The 17,652-nt window shown below is 63.0% G+C and carries 21 protein-coding genes; 10 read left to right on the top strand and 11 right to left on the bottom strand.

Translation table 11 applies throughout. The annotated features are described in order from the left end of the window. The first annotated feature begins 117 nt into the window (after positions 1–117). The 3 genes from BMI89_RS03150 (at position 118) to BMI89_RS03140 (ending at position 5,176) form a co-directional block, all read left to right on the top strand. A complete protein-coding gene (locus BMI89_RS03150; protein ID WP_078569815.1) occupies positions 118–2,010 on the top strand; it encodes a propionyl-CoA synthetase in 1,893 nt (630 codons plus the stop codon). A 225-nt stretch (positions 2,011–2,235) separates the two neighbouring features. Further along, positions 2,236–3,726 (top strand): ATP-binding protein, encoded by a 1,491-nt coding sequence (locus tag BMI89_RS03145; RefSeq protein ID WP_078569814.1) that lies wholly within the window; start codon positions 2,236–2,238, stop codon positions 3,724–3,726. Beyond that, positions 3,716–5,176 carry a sigma-54 dependent transcriptional regulator gene (locus BMI89_RS03140; RefSeq protein ID WP_078569813.1) on the top strand — a complete coding sequence of 487 codons (1,461 nt, stop codon included), beginning with the start codon at positions 3,716–3,718 and terminating at the stop codon, positions 5,174–5,176. The genes BMI89_RS03145 and BMI89_RS03140 overlap by 11 nt, the downstream gene beginning before the upstream one ends. A 3-nt stretch (positions 5,177–5,179) precedes the next feature. Here the strand turns inward: BMI89_RS03140 and BMI89_RS03135 are convergent, their stop codons facing one another. Continuing rightward, entirely contained in the window at positions 5,180–5,944 is a 765-nt protein-coding gene (locus tag BMI89_RS03135) for an NAD kinase (RefSeq protein ID WP_244176601.1), read from the bottom strand. Positions 5,945–6,101: 157 nt separating this feature from the next. Here BMI89_RS03135 and glyA point away from each other — a divergent pair, with 157 nt between their 5' ends. Then, on the top strand, positions 6,102–7,394 hold the full coding sequence (gene glyA, locus BMI89_RS03130) for a serine hydroxymethyltransferase (protein ID WP_078569812.1): 1,293 nt from the start codon (positions 6,102–6,104) through the stop codon (positions 7,392–7,394). A 68-nt stretch (positions 7,395–7,462) separates the two neighbouring features. On the opposite strand, the gene BMI89_RS03125 is transcribed toward glyA, so the two are convergent. Further along, complete coding sequence (locus BMI89_RS03125; protein WP_078542231.1) at positions 7,463–7,834, bottom strand: hypothetical protein; 372 nt, start codon at positions 7,832–7,834, stop codon at positions 7,463–7,465. A 143-nt stretch (positions 7,835–7,977) separates the two neighbouring features. Between BMI89_RS03125 and BMI89_RS03120 the strand changes: the two genes are divergently transcribed. Further along, positions 7,978–8,766, top strand: coding sequence for an alpha/beta fold hydrolase (locus tag BMI89_RS03120; protein WP_078569811.1), 789 nt, complete (start codon positions 7,978–7,980; stop codon positions 8,764–8,766). A 19-nt stretch (positions 8,767–8,785) separates the two neighbouring features. Here BMI89_RS03120 and BMI89_RS03115 read toward each other — a convergent pair whose 3' ends face one another. From BMI89_RS03115 to BMI89_RS03100, 4 genes are all read right to left on the bottom strand, one after another. Then, positions 8,786–9,277 (bottom strand): cytochrome b/b6 domain-containing protein, encoded by a 492-nt coding sequence (locus BMI89_RS03115; RefSeq protein ID WP_078569810.1) that lies wholly within the window; start codon positions 9,275–9,277, stop codon positions 8,786–8,788. A gap of 119 nt (positions 9,278–9,396) precedes the next feature. After that, entirely contained in the window at positions 9,397–9,579 is a 183-nt protein-coding gene (locus BMI89_RS03110) for a hypothetical protein (RefSeq protein WP_078522498.1), read from the bottom strand. 112 nt (positions 9,580–9,691) lie between these two features. Further along, entirely contained in the window at positions 9,692–10,009 is a 318-nt protein-coding gene (locus BMI89_RS03105) for a hypothetical protein (protein ID WP_078569809.1), read from the bottom strand. A 129-nt stretch (positions 10,010–10,138) separates the two neighbouring features. After that, on the bottom strand, positions 10,139–10,351 hold the full coding sequence (locus BMI89_RS03100) for a hypothetical protein (protein ID WP_078569808.1): 213 nt from the start codon (positions 10,349–10,351) through the stop codon (positions 10,139–10,141). A 115-nt stretch (positions 10,352–10,466) separates the two neighbouring features. On the opposite strand from BMI89_RS03100, the gene BMI89_RS20545 reads away from it, so the two are divergent. Further along, positions 10,467–10,604 (top strand): entericidin A/B family lipoprotein, encoded by a 138-nt coding sequence (locus BMI89_RS20545; protein WP_108722389.1) that lies wholly within the window; start codon positions 10,467–10,469, stop codon positions 10,602–10,604. 91 nt (positions 10,605–10,695) lie between these two features. On the opposite strand, the gene BMI89_RS03095 is transcribed toward BMI89_RS20545, so the two are convergent. After that, the gene (locus BMI89_RS03095; RefSeq protein WP_078569807.1) at positions 10,696–11,175 is read right to left on the bottom strand and encodes a pyridoxamine 5'-phosphate oxidase family protein; all 480 of its coding nucleotides are present in this window, start codon (positions 11,173–11,175) and stop codon (positions 10,696–10,698) included. A 104-nt stretch (positions 11,176–11,279) separates the two neighbouring features. Beyond that, positions 11,280–11,915: a hypothetical protein gene (locus tag BMI89_RS03090; protein WP_168176766.1), complete on the bottom strand. Its 636-nt coding sequence runs from the start codon at positions 11,913–11,915 to the stop codon at positions 11,280–11,282. Between the two features lie 14 nt (positions 11,916–11,929). On the opposite strand from BMI89_RS03090, the gene BMI89_RS03085 reads away from it, so the two are divergent. Continuing rightward, positions 11,930–12,430, top strand: a complete 501-nt coding sequence (locus BMI89_RS03085; protein ID WP_210402137.1) for a dCMP deaminase family protein — start codon at positions 11,930–11,932, stop codon at positions 12,428–12,430. On the opposite strand, the gene lepA is transcribed toward BMI89_RS03085, so the two are convergent. Next, positions 12,402–14,201: a translation elongation factor 4 gene (gene lepA / locus BMI89_RS03080; protein WP_078522493.1), complete on the bottom strand. Its 1,800-nt coding sequence runs from the start codon at positions 14,199–14,201 to the stop codon at positions 12,402–12,404. The two genes, BMI89_RS03085 and lepA, sit on opposite strands and share 29 nt — an antisense overlap. 119 nt (positions 14,202–14,320) lie before the next feature. Here lepA and BMI89_RS03075 point away from each other — a divergent pair, with 119 nt between their 5' ends. Then, a complete protein-coding gene (locus tag BMI89_RS03075) occupies positions 14,321–14,512 on the top strand; it encodes a heavy metal-associated domain-containing protein (protein ID WP_075773932.1) in 192 nt (63 codons plus the stop codon). A gap of 203 nt (positions 14,513–14,715) precedes the next feature. After that, complete coding sequence (locus tag BMI89_RS03070; protein ID WP_078522492.1) at positions 14,716–15,024, top strand: hypothetical protein; 309 nt, start codon at positions 14,716–14,718, stop codon at positions 15,022–15,024. 23 nt (positions 15,025–15,047) lie between these two features. Here BMI89_RS03070 and BMI89_RS03065 read toward each other — a convergent pair whose 3' ends face one another. Continuing rightward, positions 15,048–15,518: a low molecular weight protein-tyrosine-phosphatase gene (locus tag BMI89_RS03065; protein WP_078569804.1), complete on the bottom strand. Its 471-nt coding sequence runs from the start codon at positions 15,516–15,518 to the stop codon at positions 15,048–15,050. A 29-nt stretch (positions 15,519–15,547) separates the two neighbouring features. On the opposite strand from BMI89_RS03065, the gene BMI89_RS03060 reads away from it, so the two are divergent. Continuing rightward, positions 15,548–16,243, top strand: coding sequence for an NAD-dependent deacylase (locus BMI89_RS03060; protein WP_078569803.1), 696 nt, complete (start codon positions 15,548–15,550; stop codon positions 16,241–16,243). A 37-nt stretch (positions 16,244–16,280) separates the two neighbouring features. Here the strand turns inward: BMI89_RS03060 and BMI89_RS03055 are convergent, their stop codons facing one another. Then, positions 16,281–17,651 carry a glutamate--cysteine ligase gene (locus BMI89_RS03055; RefSeq protein WP_078522489.1) on the bottom strand — a complete coding sequence of 457 codons (1,371 nt, stop codon included), beginning with the start codon at positions 17,649–17,651 and terminating at the stop codon, positions 16,281–16,283. Position 17,652: the final 1 nt, after the last annotated feature.

The raw sequence follows: 17,652 nt of genomic DNA, 5'->3' as shown, positions 1-17,652 counted from the left end.
TTTTCGCGCTTTCTGCAAATTTTTTCGCGTCGCACCCTATTGTGCGCGGTAACATTCTTGCGCCAACGCGTTGCGCTTCGTAACACATCTCCAAATTCCTGAGGAGGAGATGTTCGCATGGGCTACAAAGAGGTCTATTCCGCCTGGCAGGCCGATCCCGAGAAATTCTGGATGGACGCCGCCGAGAAGATCGACTGGGACGAGAAGCCCTCGAAGGCCCTGTTTGACGGAAACGCCCCGCTCTACGAGTGGTTCTCGGACGGGATGGTCAACACCTGCTGGAACGCGGTCGACCGCCATGTCGAGCAAGGGCGCGGCGATCAGATCGCGATCATGCATGAAAGCCCGATCACCCACTCGACCAAGGGCATCACCTACAAGGAACTGCAGACCCGTGTGGCCTCGCTCGCCGGCGCGCTGAAGATGCGCGGCGTCGAAAAGGGCGACCGCGTCATCATCTACATGCCGATGATCCCCGAGGCGCTGGAAGCGATGCTCGCCTGCGCCCGGATCGGCGCGGTCCATTCGGTCGTGTTCGGCGGCTTCGCGGCGCACGAGCTCGCGGTGCGGATCGACGACTGCACCCCCAAAGCGATCATCGCGGCAAGCTGCGGCCTCGAGCCGGGGCGCACCGTGCATTACAAACCGCTTCTGGACGAGGCCATCGAACAGGCCGAGCACAAGCCGGAGTTCTGCGTCATCTTCCAGCGCGAACAGGAAGTGGCGAAGCTGATCGAGGGGCGCGACTTCTCGTGGCACGGCTTCCAATATGGCGTGAAGCCCGCGGAGTGCGTTCCGGTCGAGGGCAACCACCCGGTCTACATCCTCTACACCTCCGGCACGACCGGCCAGCCCAAGGGCGTCGTGCGCCATACCGGCGGCCATCTCGTCGCGCTGCAATGGTCGATGAAAAACATCTACAATATCGAGGCGGGCGACCGCTTCTGGGCGGCGTCCGATGTCGGCTGGGTCGTGGGCCACTCCTACATCTGCTACGGCCCGCTGATCGCGGGCGCGACCACGGTGGTGTTCGAGGGCAAGCCGATCGGCACCCCGCATCCGGGCGTGTTCTGGCGGATCATTCAGAACAACCGCATCAAGAGCTTCTTCACCGCCCCCACCGCGCTGCGCGCGATCAAGCGCGAAGACCCGAATGGTGAATGGATCAAGCGCTACGCGCTGCACGATCTGCAGGCGCTGTTCCTCGCAGGCGAGCGGGCCGATCCCGCGACCGTCGAATGGGCGCAGAAACATCTCGGCGTGCCGGTGGTCGACCACTGGTGGCAGACCGAGACCGGCTGGGCCATCGCCGCGAACCCGATCGGGATCGAAGAGCTGCCGACCAAGGTAGGCAGCCCCTCGGTGCCGATGCCGGGCTACGACATTCAGGTGCTCGACGAGGGCGGCCACCCGGTCGAGGCGGGCCAGCTTGGCGCCATCGCGATCAAGCTGCCGCTGCCTCCGGGCACGCTGCCGACGCTGTGGAACGCCGAGGCGCGCTTCAAGAAAAGCTACCTCGAGCAATTCCCCGGCTATTACGAGACGGGCGACGCGGGCTATGTCGACGAGGACGGCTATCTCTACATCATGGCGCGCACCGATGACGTCATCAACGTCGCGGGTCACCGCCTCTCGACCGGGGCGATGGAAGAGGTGCTTGCCGGGCATAGCGACGTCGCCGAATGCGCGGTGATCGGTGTGGCTGACGACCTGAAGGGGCAGACGCCGATGGGCTTCCTGTGCCTCAATTCGGGCTGCAACCGCCCGCATGGCGAGGTGGTCAAGGAATGCGTGAGCCGCGTGCGCGAACAGATCGGCCCGGTCGCGGCCTTCAAGCTCGCCACCGTGGTGGACCGCCTGCCGAAGACCCGCTCGGGCAAGATCTTGCGGGCCACAATGGTGAAGATCGCGGATGGGCAGGACTGGAAAATGCCCGCGACGATCGACGACCCGGCAATCCTCGACGAAATCACCGAGGCGCTTAAGGGGCTTGGCTATCCGAAGAAATAAGCCGAGCTTATCATAAGCGCACTCATTTTGAGCGACGCAGATAGGCACCACATCAAAAGTTTACGCCCGAGTTAAGAAGCCGCATCCACAATGGGTGCGGCTTTATGCTATTGTTTATGCTATCGAAGGTTAATTTGAGAACCGTACCCCGGAACCATCCATCGAGGGGTTATTTTGACGAACCGAAAGTTGCCCGATCCCGCTGCGCAGGAGCCATTCGCATCGTTGCGATGCGATCTCGGTCCTTTATGGCAGCACGATCTGCGCGCCGCGCTTGCAGATGTGATGTGCGGTCTGGATGCGGCGCTCGCCGATCCGGGCGGGCAAAGCACGCATGGACAATTGGAGCGCGCGCGCGAAGCGGCGAGCGATCTGGCACAGCTTCTCGATCTGGACGGAGCGAAGAAAACTGCGCCCGCCGCGTCGAGCCATGAAGCGGCAAGCGAGCTTTCCGACGCGTCCGATTCAAGCCCCGCCCCGCCGCATTTGGTCATTGCCGATGCGCTTGAACGGGTGCGCCGCCGCTGGACAAGCGCGGCCCATGTTCGGGGCATGTCGCTCGCGATCCACATGGCCCCCGATCTGCCGCCCGTTCTGGCGATCGATCGCGTGCCGCTCATCCGCATCTTCGCCAATCTGATGCGCAACGCGCTATGCTATGCCCAGCGCGGCACGATCCATCTGTCGCTCGACTTCGACCCGGCCGAGGGACTGCTGCTGACCGTGCGCGACGAGGGCGATGGCTTCCCAGAGGAACGTCTGCGCGCGCCCGCCTGTGCCGGGCAGCGCAGCGAGCCCGCCACGTTCCGCAACCCCGAGGGGCAAGGTCTGGGCCTCGCGATCTGTCACGCGCTGGTTGCAGAGGCCGGCGGCAAGATAGACCTCGCCAACGCGCCCGAAGGCGGGGCCGAAATCCGTGTCTCGCTCCCGGCCCATCCCGTCGATATCGGCTCCACGGTGCGCGATGCCCCCCTGCCCGATCTGAGCGGGTGGAACGTGCTCGTCGCCGATGACAGCGAGATGAGCCGCGCCGTGCTTGAGCAGTTCCTTAGCGCGATGGGCGCGCAGGTGACCGGGCTGCGTCGTGGCGACAGTGCGGCCGCGCAACTGAAGGCCGAACGCTTCGACCTCGCGGTGCTGGATGTCGAGATGCCCGGCTGCCGCGGCCCCGAAGTGATCGCCAGCATTCGCCGCTCCGGCCTGCCTTGGGCGGACCTGCCGATCATCCAGTGCAGCGGCTATCGCGACGTCGAGAAAGGCGCGGCCGATGCCTGCCTGATCAAGCCGGTGCTGGGCCTGCAGCCGATCCTGCGCGCCTTGGAAGAGGCTGGTTGCATGACGACCGTGCCACGCGTAACTACGCCGCCGCGCGGTTTGCTCGCCCATCTGCGTCTGGCCGAGAAGGCATTGCCAGCGGGGCTCGGACAGGAACTGATCGCCGATCTCGAGACGGTACGTCACGGGCTGTCGCTCGCACTGCCCCCTTTCGACCTCTGCGCCCTGCAATTGCTGAGCCATAAGCTCAGTGCGGTGGCCGGAGTGGCGGGTGATCACCCCCTCTCGCGGCATGCACGCGCGCTTGACAGTGCAACCCGACATGGGACTTATGAAGATATTCAAGATCTTGGCCGGGTCGCCCTCATTTTTATCGACCGGCTGATAGCCACCACCCGAAATAATTTGAACGCGAAGACTGATTTACAGCATGAGAACTAGTGACTCCGATACGACCACCCCGGACAGGGATACCAGCTCCAAGACGGATAGTCCGCAATACGGCCTCAGTCGAAACGGGCGGAACAGCGTCGACACCGAGACCGAGCATTTTCTATTGATCGAAGATGTCGGGTCGCTACGCGCGATCTACGACGCCTATCTGCGCAGCGCTGGCTTCATCACCCATCTCGCGGCAAGCGCCGAGGAAGGGATGCGCATCTTCCGCGACAACCCGATCCGCATGGTGCTGTTGGACCTGATGCTGCCCGATCGCGACGGCGACACGCTGATCGCCGAAATGCTGGCCCTGCGCCCCTATGCGGCGATCATCGCGGTCACTGCCGACCGCTCGATCGATCGCGCGGTGCGGGCGATGCAGGAGGGCGCGATCGACTTCCTCGTCAAACCGATCGACGAACCTCGCCTCAGAAGCGCCATTGAGAGCGCGCGCAGCCTGTCGCTGCGTTCGGACTTCGACGACGCGAGCGCCAGCGAGGAGACGGTCGGGGACTTCGTCGGCAACGCGCCGCAGATGCGGGCGCTCTACGCCCGGACCCGAGCTGCCGCCCGCTCGACCGCGCCTGTCTATATCTGGGGCGAGAGCGGCACCGGGAAGGAGCTTTGCGCCCAGGCGGTTCACGCCACGAGCCCCCGCGCCGATGGACCTTTCATTGCGCTCGATTGCGGCGCACTGGCCGCCGAACGCGTCGACAGCGAACTCTTCGGCCATAACCGCGGAGCCTTCCCGGGCGCTTTGGAGGACAAGGACGGCGCTCTCCTCGCCGCCGATGGTGGCACGCTTCTGCTCGACAATATCTGCGAACTCTCTCCCACCGCGCAGATCAAGCTGCTGCGGTTCCTGCAGAGCGGCCAAGTCAAACCGCTCGGCGCCAGCCAACCGGTCGATGTCAATGTGCGGATCGTCTGCGCGGCCAAGAGCTCGCCTAGCGTCATGCTGCAAAACGCTGTGCTCCGTGAGGACCTCTATTACCGGCTGATGGTGCTCACGATCGAGATGCCGCCGCTGCGGATGCACCGCGAGGATATCGGCCCTCTGGCGCGGATGGCGCTGGAGCGGTTCGCCTCCGAGGAGCAGCGCGACTTCAGCGAGATCGAACCTGAGGCCATCACCCGCTTGGAGGACCGGCCGTGGCCCGGCAACGTCCGCCAGCTGATGAACGTCATCCGCGCGGCGATCGTGATGCATGACGGGCCGGTGCTGCGCGCTCATATGCTGCCGGAATTCGATCCGACGACGAGCCGTGCCGCGCCCACCACCGCCCCGGCGGTCGATCCTTTCGCGGACCGCACCCTGGCCGAGATCGAACGTGCGGCGATAGAGGCTGCGATCACCCGGCATGACGGATCGATCCCGCGCGCTGCGCTGGAACTGGGGGTCGCGCCCTCTACGATCTATCGCAAGCGCGACGCGTGGCTGTCGAAGGGCTGAGCTTCAGGCGAACTGTTCGCGCATCAACCGCTCTTCGAGCCCGTGACCGGGGTCGAAGAGGATGCAATGCTCGATCTCCGGCTCGGAGCGCACCTCGACCCATTTGACCGGCTTGACCGAGCGGCTGTCCGCATCGGCCATGACCGGGCGCTTGTCGGGCTCGAGAATATCGAAACGCACCAGTGCTGAGGATGGCAGGATCGCGCCCTGCCACCGCCGCGGCCGGAAGCTCGCGATCCCGGTCAGCGCCAGCACGTCCGAGCCGATCGGCAGGATCGGCCCGTGGGCGGAGAAGTTATAGGCGGTCGATCCGGCGGGGGTGGAGACGATCGCGCCGTCGCAGACCAGCTCCTCCATCCGCACTTTGTCGTTGATCGAGATCTTCAGCTTCGCCGCCTGCGGGCCTGCGCGCAGCAGCGAGACCTCGTTGATGGCGAGCGCCTCATGCAGCATCCCGTCCTGGGTCTCGGCCTTCATCGACAGCGGATTGATCACCGCCTGCTCCGCCGCCTCGAGCCGCGCCGGCAGATCGTCGGCGACATAGTCGTTCATCAGGAAGCCGACCGAGCCGCGGTTCATCCCGTAAACCGGCAGCCCCGTGCCCTCGTGCAGGCACTGCAGCATGAACCCGTCACCGCCAAGCGCCACGATCACATCGGCCGCATAGCGCGGCACCTGCCCGTAGCGCGCGACCAGATCGGCCTGCGCCGCCTGCGCCGTCTCGGCGTGGGAGGCCGCGAAATGGATATGGGTATACTGGTTCGCCACCGCGCGGTCCTCCTGCTTGTCCAAGGTGTTGCAAGGGCTTGGACGAAAGACAAGCGTCAATCCGGCGCGGAAATGACCGATTTGGTCGTTTGTCTGCTTTCAGCCCTGTGAAATCTGCGCTAAACGGTCGGCGACCGGATCTTTGCGAGGAATGGCCATGAAAGACCAACGCGATGCGGGCTTCTTCACCGAAAGCCTCTCCAGCCGTGACCCCGAACTCTTCAAGTCGATCACCGATGAACTCGGTCGCCAGCGCGACGAGATCGAACTGATCGCCTCGGAAAACATCGTCTCGAAGGCGGTGATGGAGGCGCAGGGTTCGGTGATGACGAACAAATACGCCGAAGGGTACCCGGGCAAGCGCTACTATGGCGGCTGCCAATATGTCGACGTCGCGGAGAACCTCGCGATCGACCGCGCCAAGGAACTCTTTGGCTGCGAATTCGCCAACGTCCAGCCGAACTCGGGCTCGCAGGCGAACCAGGGCGTGTTCACCGCGCTCGTGAAGCCGGGCGACACCATTCTCGGCATGAGCCTCGATGCGGGCGGCCACCTGACCCACGGCGCCAAGCCGAACCAGTCGGGCAAGTGGTTCAACGCGGTGCAATACGGCGTGCGCAAGCAAGACAGCCTGCTGGACTACGATCAGGTCCGCGAACTGGCGCTCGCACACAAGCCGAAGCTGATCATCGCGGGCGGCTCGGCCATTCCGCGTCAGATCGACTTCGCCAAGTTCCGCGAGATCGCGGATGAGATCGGCGCGTATCTGATGGTCGACATGGCCCACTTCGCCGGTCTCGTGGCCGGTGGTCAGCACCCCTCGCCCTTCCCCTATGCCGATGTCGCGACCACCACGACGCACAAGACCCTGCGCGGTCCGCGCGGCGGCATGATCCTCACCAATAACGAGGAGATTGCGAAGAAGGTGAACTCGGCGATCTTCCCGGGCATCCAGGGCGGTCCGCTGATGCATGTCATCGCCGGCAAGGCCGTGGCCTTCGGCGAGGCGCTGCGCCCCGAGTTCAAGGGCTATGCCGAGCAGGTCGTGAAGAACGCTCAGGCGCTAGCGGACGAGCTGATGAAAGGTGGCCTCGACATCGTCACCGGTGGCACCGACACCCACGTGATGCTGGTCGACCTGCGTCCGAAAGGCGTGAAGGGCAACGCGACCGAGAAGGCTCTGGGCCGCGCGCATATCACCTGCAACAAGAACGGCATCCCGTTCGACCCGGAAAAGCCGATGGTCACCTCGGGCATCCGTCTGGGCACCCCGGCGGGCACCACCCGTGGCTTCGGCGAGGAAGAGTTCCGCGAGATCGCGCGCCTGATCGTCGAAGTGGTCGACGGGCTCGCCGCGAATGGCGAAGAGGGCAATGGCGAGGTCGAAGAGGCCGTGAAAGCCAAGGTCGCGACCCTGCTCAGCGGCTTCCCGATCTACCCCGAACTGTGATCCGGTTCCGAGATTGAATTGAAGGCCCCCGCGATCCGGGGGCCTTTTTCACGTCTGGGGGGGGGCGATCAGATCGCTCCGGTCCAGACCATCGCGGCCAGCAAGGCGCCGCCCACGATCACCACAATCACGGCGATCGAACTGGCGAGGCCAAGCGCCGCGGCGCGCAGCCGCTCCGCCGCGCCCAGCGGTTCGAGGTAATCGCGACAGGTCGCGAAGGCGCCCTCCACCCTGCGGGCATCCAATTGCCGGGCGATTTTGGGCGCGTGCGCTTTGCGCTCGGCATCGACCAGCACCAGCGCCGCCTTACGCACCTTGCGCGGCAGCGCCCGGGCCCGCGAGGCGACCCGCGCCTCGAGCGTCGGCCCCTTCGCGCCCAGCCGCTGCGCCAGAAGCCTTGAGACCTGCCCCGCCATCTGATTGATCTTCTCCGGCCCCATCCGGCCCTCTCCCTTACGCAGCGTTCAGCAATTCCGCACCGGACGCTACCCGCCGCGCGAGATCAGCGCAACTGCGCGCATGGACGCAGATTTTTTCGCATCCGCTCTGGAAGCGCCCCGGGAGGCGATCTAGCTTAGGCGCCATGTTGAACACGACCCCCTACACCTCCGACAGCAATCCCGGCGCGCGACCGCTGATCATCGCGCCCGGTCTTTTCGGATCGGCCCGGAACTGGAACGCGATTGCCAAGCGGCTGAGCGCGGACCGCCCCGTCATCGCACTCGATATGCGCAATCACGGCGACAGCTTCTGGGACGACGATCACAGCTATCAGGCGATGGCAGGCGATATCGCCGAGGTGATCGAGGCGAATGGCGGGGTCGCGGATGTGCTGGGCCATTCGATGGGCGGCAAGGCGGCGATGACGCTCGCCCTGACGCGACCGCAACTCGTGGCGCATCTCATCGTCGCGGATATCGCGCCCGAGAACTATGATCATGGCGACAACCACAGCGCGCTGATCGAGGCGATGCAGGGGATGGATATCGCCGACCTCACCTCGCGCTCCGCCGCGGATGAGCGGCTGGGAGAGCAGGTCTTCGATCCGGGCACCCGCGCCTTCCTGCTGCAATCACTGGTTCTGCGCGACGGCCCGCCGCGCTGGAAGTTCAACCTTGCCGCATTGAAGGCGAATATGGACGACATCCTCGGCTGGCCCGAGGCGCTGGAGGGCAAGCAGTACGACGGCCCGACGCTATTCCTGTCGGGCGCGGACTCGCATTACGTGCGGCCCGAAATGCACGACCGTATCTGCGGTTTCTTCCCGCAGGCGCGTTTCGAGGAAATCGACAACGCCGGGCACTGGCTGCATGCCGAGAAGCCCCGCGAGTTCGAAGCGGACGTGGCGCGTTTCCTCGACTCGACGAGCTGAGGAAACCGCGCCGCTTCGATCACGCCCCCGGCTTCATCATCCGACGGATCAGGTGATCGCGCTTGACGTATTGGTGATAGAGCGCGGCTGCCACATGCAGCCCGGCCAGCCACAGCAACACCGTGGTCAGGATCGAGTGAGTCTCGGCCGCCCATTCCAGCTGCCCGTAATAGGCCACGAGCCCCGCAATCGGGATAAGGAACAGCAGCGCGTAGAGCAGCCAGTGGACTGCGGCCGCGCCGCGCCGGAAAATGGCGGGATCGTTCTCCGGCGGCTCGGGTGCGCCGTGGCTCGCGCGCAGTATCAGACGCCAGATCGCAAGCACGAGCACCGCGACACCCAAGACGATGTGGCCATAGGTCAGGACACCGGCGTCAGCCGATCCGCTCTCCATCAGATCGTGGAAGGTATGGCCCATCGCGTCATTGAACAGATACTGGACGATGAGCAGCAGGACGACGGCCCAGTGGAGCCAAATCTGGGTTTTCGAATAGCCGGGAGCGTAGGACATATTACCTCTTTGAATTGACGAAACGCCGCCGCGCCTCGCCGGACTAGCGCGGCGAAGGCGCAGAGGTTCCGCCCTTCACGAAGTTGGGATTTTCCCGACGCCTGTGCCGCGCCGCGCCGTCAGGCGTTTTCGCGGATCATTTTGGCGATATACCATGCAACGGGCACGGCGACGAGGAACCCGATTACCGCGGAGACGATCATCGCGTTGGTCGTGAACATGTTCATCGTCAGCGCGGCAGTGATGAGGATACCCGCGAGGGTCGGTCCGACGAGGGCGTAGATGATACCGAAGAGGCGCATGTCTGATCTCCATTGAGCGGCGCATTTCGGTGGTCAGACTGACTCCGATCACGCGGATGTGACCTTGATCCGCATCAAGTCCGCGCGGTCGCCGCTGCGGCAGGGCGTCGCATCAGCAATCGAGCTGGAAGCGCGCCTCCCCCGTATCGCCGGGCAGCGAGGGCGATCGGTAGAGCCCTCCCGCCGGTCCCGCCACCGTGCAGCCCGAAACCTGCTCTGCCGCGCGGATCATCAGGGGCGGCACGCGCCCCCGCTCTGCCCGGCGTAGATAGCCCATGCGCACCACCTCCGCCCGGTCTCCCTTGAGGAAGACGACGAAGTCGATGCCGTCGAGCGTGAGGTCATGCCGCGACGCGCCGAGAAACTGCGGCGCTGGGGAGGCGCAGGCTGCGAGGAGGCAAAGGACAAGGAAAAACGGGGCTTTAGACATTGAAAGGCTCCGGGGAGGGACAACCCGGAGCCTTTCAGAGCTTAATTAACAAGAAGTTAACCAGCTCGGGCGGAGTGTGCGGCCCCCGCGAGGGACAAAGCAGGGGCCGCAAGACCGTTCTGACAGGGATCATGCCTGGCGGGGCGGCCAGAACGGGTCATTCCTTTTTATGCGCCGCTCGGTCCAGAGACCTGCGGGAATTCCCAAGACAATCCCGACGATCACGGCGAACGCGAATTCCTGCCATCCGACAAAGCCGAAAGTCAGAGCTGCGATCACCACGACCCAGGTCACGACGAGGGCCGAGAGGGCGGCGAGGAATAAGCGCAGAGGCTTCTTCATTCGGGCTCTCCCTTATGTGTTCGAGGGCAAAACGCCGCTCCTTGCCTCCAGTTCCACGGAACCGTAAATTTTTTCGTACGTTGGCCGGTGATGGCTTAATAGGAGAGCGTAAGAGATGACGAAATCGGTTCAAATGGCGGCAATGACCGTGATCCTTCTGGGCCTCGCGGCCTGCAACACCGTGCAAGGCGCAGGTCAGGACCTGTCCGTTGCAGGCAACACGATCGCGGGCGAAGCGCGTCAGGCGCGCTAAATTCCAAGCCTGATAGCTAAGCGAAAAAGTCAAAGGCCCCGGAGATTTCCGGGGCCTTTTTCTTACCTCTAACGTCAGGGACGCGCCCGGCTCAGTAATTCACATGAGCGACACGGTCCTTCATCGACTCGCCCGGGTCCGACGACAGCAGGATCTTCGCGCCCGCGACCAGCGCGTTGCCGCTGTCCCAGATCTCGGCCTGATCCGGATCGAAGCGCAGCAGCACCAGTTTGGGGTCGTCCTTGCCCTCATACCAGGCGCCGATGAAGGGGTTCCAAAGCCGCTCCACGGACTCGGGGTCGGTATGTTCGGTCAGACGCCCCGTGACGGTCGCGAAAACCTTGTGGCCCTTATCCGCGAAGGTGAACATCGCCCCCGCACCGGGCGCGAGCCCATCCATCAATTCCGTGTCGCGCGCGGTGAAGAACCAGACGGGGCCAGGCTTCTCCTCGACGATCGCCGTCATCGGGCGTGGCGCTGCCGTCTCGACGCCCGCTCGCGCCAGCATCACGGTGCGATCCGATGCGAGCGCATCCCAGAAATCTTTCTCGATCTTGGCTTGGTCGGTCATGTCGTTTCCTCCTGAAATAGGTCTGGGAGGAGAACGTGAGGGTGCCGCAGCGAGTTCCGGCGCAGGGACTACACGAGGTCGCAGAGATATCGAGTGGAAAGCCGTTAGTCACTGGAGACGTACTGCAGGACAGTGAACAAGAGCGCGAGTGCGGATAGAAGCAAAGGAAACCAATTGTTTAGCAATGACGCCTTAACAACTTCCCACGCATTCTTTCGAGCTAGTTGGACGATTTCTTCGGTATTCATAAACGTTTCGGGAAAGCACTGCTGCGTGTTGGCTTTCAGCTTCGCTCGATATTCATTCTTGCCAACGTTGTTCTCTTGAAGATTTTCAATTTCTTCGTGCTCAATAAACACGACACGAAACAGTCGATCATTCCTGCGAATTTTGTGAGCCGAAGAAGAAAAGTTCACAAGCGTTGCGCTCAGGTGGCCGCTGTAACCCGGATCAACCACACCAACATTTAAGCATAAGATTCCTTCACTTGTTAAGCTTGTAACCAGCGTGGCGATCCCGGTCACGTTGCTTGGAAGGGTGAGTCTCTGCGCACTCATCACCGTAACCATGTGACCTGCCTCAAGTAAAAAACTTTCGGGGTTGGAACCTACGAATGCCTTACCATTCCCATGGGGAAAGATCTCTCCCACCTTCAAATCTAGGGTTGAGTTCTTTAGGTCATTGCTGACTTGTGGAGTGACAAGTTTGCGGTCATGTATCCGCTTTTCGACGATCAACATCGGTGGCGCCTCAAATGACATTAACGAAAAAAAAACTTGATGCGATGCGCAAGTGGGATACCCGCTTCATTGAGATAGCGCAAAACATTTCAAGTTGGAGCGAAGACCCAAGTCGCAAAGTCGGCGCCGTGATTGTCAATCCATCGAATGCAATTATTTCAACCGGATACAATGGTTTTCCTCGGCGGATAGCACATGATCCGGCGATACTTTTTGCTCAAGAAAGCGGCGAGAAATACCTCTGGATCGAACACGCAGAACGAAACGCGATTTACAACGCCGCGAACGTCGGCACCGCGACCGCAGGCTGCACAATATATACGACACTTTTTCCGTGCGCCGATTGCGCGCGCGCCATTATTCAAAGTGGCCTCATCCGACTGGTTACCTATCGACAGCCAGATTCCGAGAAGAGATTCTATGCCTCAATGGAGGCATCTAGAAAAATGTTAATGGAAGCTGGGGTGAAGATCGACTTCACGCCCTTCACTCATCCATCTTCAGCGCCGCAATAAACGCGCTCTGCGGGATTTCGACCTTCCCGAACTGGCGCATCTTCTTCTTACCGGCCTTCTGCTTTTCCAGCAGCTTCTTCTTCCGGCTCGCGTCGCCGCCATAACATTTCGCGGTCACGTCCTTGCGCATCGCAGACAGCGTCTCGCGCGCGATCACGCGGCCACCGATGGCGGCTTGGATCGGGATCTTGAACATGTGGCGCGGAATCAGGTCTTTCAGCTTTTCGCACATCGCGCGGCCGCGGGCCTCGGCGCGGTCGCGGTGGACCATGATCGAGAGCGCGTCGACCGGCTCGTCATTCACCAGAATCGACATCTTCACGAGGTAGTCCTCGCGATATTCGGTGATCTGGTAATCGAAGCTGGCATAGCCCTTGGTGACCGATTTCAGGCGGTCGTAGAAGTCGAACACGACCTCGGCAAGCGGCAGGTCATAGACCACCATCGCGCGGCCACCGACATAGGTCAGGTCCTGCTGGATGCCGCGGCGGTCCTGACAGAGCTTGAGCACATCGCCCAGATATTCGTCCGGCACGAGGATCGTCGCCTTGATGCGCGGCTCCTCGATATGGTCGACATAGGTCAGGTCGGGCATGTCGGCGGGGTTGTGAAGCTCGATCACCTCCCCGTCCTTCATGTGGATCTTGAACACGACCGAGGGCGCGGTGGTGATCAGATCCAGATCGTATTCCCGCTCCAGACGGTCGCGCACCACTTCGAGGTGCAACAGCCCAAGGAAGCCGCAACGGAAGCCGAAGCCGAGCGCTGCCGAAGTTTCCATCTCGGCCGAGAAGCTCGCATCATTCAGCTGCAGTTTCTCGATCGCGTCGCGCAGCGCCTCGAAATCGTTCGCATCGACCGGGAAGAGGCCGCAGAACACCACCGGAATCGAGGGTTTGAAGCCCGGCAGCGCCTTGGCGCAGGGCTTCTTCTCGTGGGTGATCGTGTCGCCAACCTTCGTGTCGCGCACCTGCTTGATCGAAGCGGTGAAGACGCCGATTTCGCCGGGGCCCAGCTCGTCGATATTGACCATTGCGGGTTTCAGAACGGCGAGACGGTCGAGCTTATACGTCGCCCCCGTCTTCATCATCTTGATCTGGTCGCCCTTCTTGATCACGCCATCCATGACGCGGATCAGAACGACGACCCCCAGATAGGGGTCATACCACGAATCCACGAGCATCGCTTTGAGCGGCGCGTCGCGGTCGCCCTGCGGGGCGGGTAGACGCTGCACGATGGCTTCCAGAACGTCCGGGATACCCAGACCAGTCTTCGCGGAAATCTCGACGGCGTCCGAGGCGTCGATCCCGATCACGTCCTCGATCTGCTCCTTCACGCGCTCGGGCTCTGCCGCGGGCAGGTCGATCTTGTTCAGGACCGGGACGATCTCGTGGTCCGCGTCGATCGCCTGATAGACATTGGCCAGCGTCTGCGCCTCGACGCCTTGCGAGGCATCGACGACCAGCAGCGAGCCTTCGACCGCCTGCATCGAGCGCGAGACTTCATAGGCGAAGTCGACGTGGCCGGGGGTGTCGATCAGGTTCAGCACATAGGTTTTGCCGTCCTTGGCGGGATAGTCGATCCGCACCGAGTTGGCCTTGATCGTGATGCCGCGCTCTCGCTCGATATCCATCGCGTCGAGGAGTTGGTCCTTCATATCGCGTTCGGCCACGGTACCGGTCAGCTGAATCAGCCGGTCGGCGAGCGTGGATTTACCGTGGTCGATATGCGCCACGATGGAGAAATTGCGGATGCGATCAAGATCAGTCATGGGCGCGCGTATACAGGGGAAAAAGCGGGCCGGGAAGAGGGATTGAACGCCATCTGCCATTGACCTCGGCCCGGTCGCGTCCGACATATCCCTGAGACACGAAACACGGGAGACGCAAGATGATCTATTCCGTTCCGAACATGACCTGCGGGCACTGCAAAGCCTCGGTCGAAGCTGCGATCGAAGAGGTCGGCGGCAAGGCCGATGTCTATCTGGAAGACCGCGAGGTCGAGGTGGAAGGGCTGCCCGAATCCACCGTGATCAGCGCTCTAAAAGGCGCAGGCTACGAGGCTACCCCGGTCGAAGAGTGATCTGGAGAGCGGACGCCATCCAGATGTAGTGGGCCCGTGCGTGCGCAACGCGACGGCTAGAAAACGGGTTCCCTCCCCTGCCCCGAACCGGCGGAATTCTGCCTGTTTTGTTGCCCGCTTTTTGAATTTGAGTTAGAATCGCGGACAAATGAGCAGGCAGGATCGGCAAACACATGCCGGCCGCAACGACAAAGGGGCAGTAGATGATTTTCAAGACCACACTCGGACTCTGTGCATTCTCGGGCGCCATGGCGCTTGCTTCGATGGCTTCGGCCGGGCCGATCGACAACGCGTGTCAGAAAGCGGGCCGCGCCAGCAATCCCGGCACCTGCGGCTGCATCCAGCAAGTCGCGGACATGACGTTGAGCCATCGCGACCAGCGCCGCGCCGCCAGCTTCTTCCACGATCCCGACCGCGCGCAGGAAGTGCGCATGTCCGACCGCCAGTCGGATTCGGACTTCTGGGACCGCTACAAGAATTTCGCCGCGACGGCGGAAGGCTTCTGCAAGTAAGCGCTTGATCGGCGGCGCGCGGTCTACTGCCCGCGCCGCTTTTCTTCCTCATCGGCCAGCAGGTCGGCAATCAGTTGATCCGCGCCCGCCTCGATCAGATCGAGGGCTCCATCGAAATTGCGGGTGAAATAAGGATCGGGCACATCGCGCGGCCCGTCCGGCCCGTCGATGAACATCTGCACCTGAGCGCGCATCTCGCGCGGCGCCCCGTCAAGCGCATCGCGCAGGTTATTCTCATCCATCGCCAGGATCACATCGAACCCGTCGTAATCGGCGGGCTGGATTTGCCGTGCGCGCAGGCTGCGCATGTCGTAGCCGCGCGCTTCCGCCGCCGCGATCATCGGATCGTAGGGCGGCTCGCCCAGATGCCAGGTGCCGGTGCCTGCACTGTCGAACTCGATATCGAGCCCCGCTGCGGCGGCCTTGTGACGGGTCACCGCTTCGGCGGCGGGCGAGCGGCAGATGTTGCCAAGGCAGAGAAAGAGGATACGCATAGGGTGAAGTGATAACGGAGGGCGCAGCGATGGCCAAGGTCGTGATTCTGACGGGCGCGGGAATTTCTGCCGAAAGCGGCACCCGCACGTTTCGCGCAAGCGACGGCCTGTGGGAAGAACACCGCATCATGGACGTGGCAACGCCCGAGGGCTTCGCGCGCGACCCCGCGCTGGTGCATCGCTTCTACAACGCGCGCCGGGCAGCAGCGCGGACGGCCCAGCCGAACCCCGCCCATCTCGCGCTGGCCGAGCTGGAGGCCGATCCGGGCCACGAGGTTCTGGTGGTGACGCAGAATGTCGATGACCTGCACGAGCGCGCCGGGTCTCAGAACGTGATCCACATGCACGGCTCGCTCTTCGGCGCGCTGTGCCACGCCTGCGACCATCGCTGGCCCGCGCCCGAGGCAATGCAGCCGCGAGACACCTGCCCCGGCTGCGGGCGCAAGGCCACGCGGCCCGACATCGTCTGGTTCAACGAGATGCCCTATCAGATGGATCGGATCATCCGTGAGCTGGAAGCCGCGGACCTCTTCGTTTCGATCGGCACCAGCGGCAATGTCTACCCGGCGGCAGGCTTCGTGCAGGACGCCGCGATGTGCGGGGTGGAGACGCTGGAACTGAACCTCGACCGCTCGGCAGGCAGCGAGATGTTCGACACATCGCGCCAGGGCCCGGCGAGCGTGCTGGTCCCTCAATGGGTGCGCGAGCGGCTGGGGTCGCGGTGAGGGGAACGGCGGGGCGGCAGACCGCCCTGCCCTCTGCTCAGTAGCTGTATTCGGCGTAGATCTTGCTCAGATCGCCATTCCACTCGCCGTGATACTTCTCGAGAAGCTCGTCGGCAGGCACCCGGCCTGTCTCGACGCTCTCTTCCAGCGCATTGAGGAAATGGGTCTCGTCGGGGATCATCCCGCCCGCGCCGGGCTTCGCCCGCGCCGCCAGACCGGATTTCGCGATCGCCACCGTCTCGCGTGCGAGGTCATGCAGCTTCACACCATTGAACTCGCCCTGCAGCGCATCGACCGCCGCCGCGCGGCGCAGACCTTCGCGGGTCTCGTGATCGAAGCCTTTCACCAGATCCCATGCCGCATCCAGCGCTGTCTGGTCGTAAAGCAGACCGACCCAGAGCGCGGGCAGCGCACACAGACGCCGCCACGGCCCGCCATCGGCACCGCGCATCTCGATGAATTTCTTCGCGCGCGCTTCGGGGAAGACGGTGGTCAGGTGATCGGCCCAGTCGCTCAGCGTCGGCTTCTCGCCGGGTAGCGCGGGCAGCTCGCCCTTCAGGAAGTCGCGGAAGGACTGGCCCAGCGCGTCGATATATTTGCCGTCGCGATAGACGAAATACATCGGCACATCGAGGACGTAGTTCACGTAAGCCTCGTAGCCCGCACCCTCTTCGAACATGAAGGGCAGCATGCCCGTGCGCGCATCGTCGAGGTTCTGCCAGATATGGCTGCGCCACGATTTCATGCCGTTGGGCTTGCCATCGAGGAAGGGCGAATTGGCGAAGAGAGCGGTCGCAACCGGCTGCAGCGCCAGCGCCACGCGCATCTTCTGCACCATGTCGGCTTCCGAACCGAAGTCGAGATTCACCTGCACGGTGCAGGTGCGATACATCATCTGCGTGCCCAGCTCGCCCACGCGGCCCATGTAATCGGTCATCAGCCGGTAGCGCCCCTTGGGCATCATGTGCATCTGGTCCTGCGTCCAGATCGGGGCCGCGCCCAGACCGATGAACTTCACACCGATATCGTCGGCGACCGACTGCACTTCGCGCAGATGCTCGTTCACCTCGTCGCAGGTCTGGTGGATCGTCTCGAGCGGCGCGCCCGACAGTTCCAACTGACCGCCCGGCTCGAGGCTGACATTCGCGCCGTTCAGTTCCAGCCCGATGATCTTGCCCTGCTCTTCCACCGGCTTCCAGCCGAAGCGGTCGCGCAGACCTTCCAGCATCGCCTTGATCGACCGCGGGCCGTCATAGGGCAGCGGCAACTGCTTGTCCGCGCAATAGCCGAATTTTTCATGCTCGGTGCCGATGCGCCAGTCGTCGCGCGGCTTCTCACCTTCGGCCAGATATTCAGCCAGTTGCTCGAAGCGCTCGATCGGGCCACCGCCCTGCTGCGGAATGGACATG

Source organism: Thioclava sp. F36-7 (genome assembly GCF_002020075.1).
GTDB classification, from domain to species: Bacteria; Pseudomonadota; Alphaproteobacteria; order Rhodobacterales; family Rhodobacteraceae; genus Thioclava; species Thioclava sediminum.
Note: the sequence above shows the minus strand (reverse complement) of the source record. Positions and strands in the feature narration are given on the sequence as shown.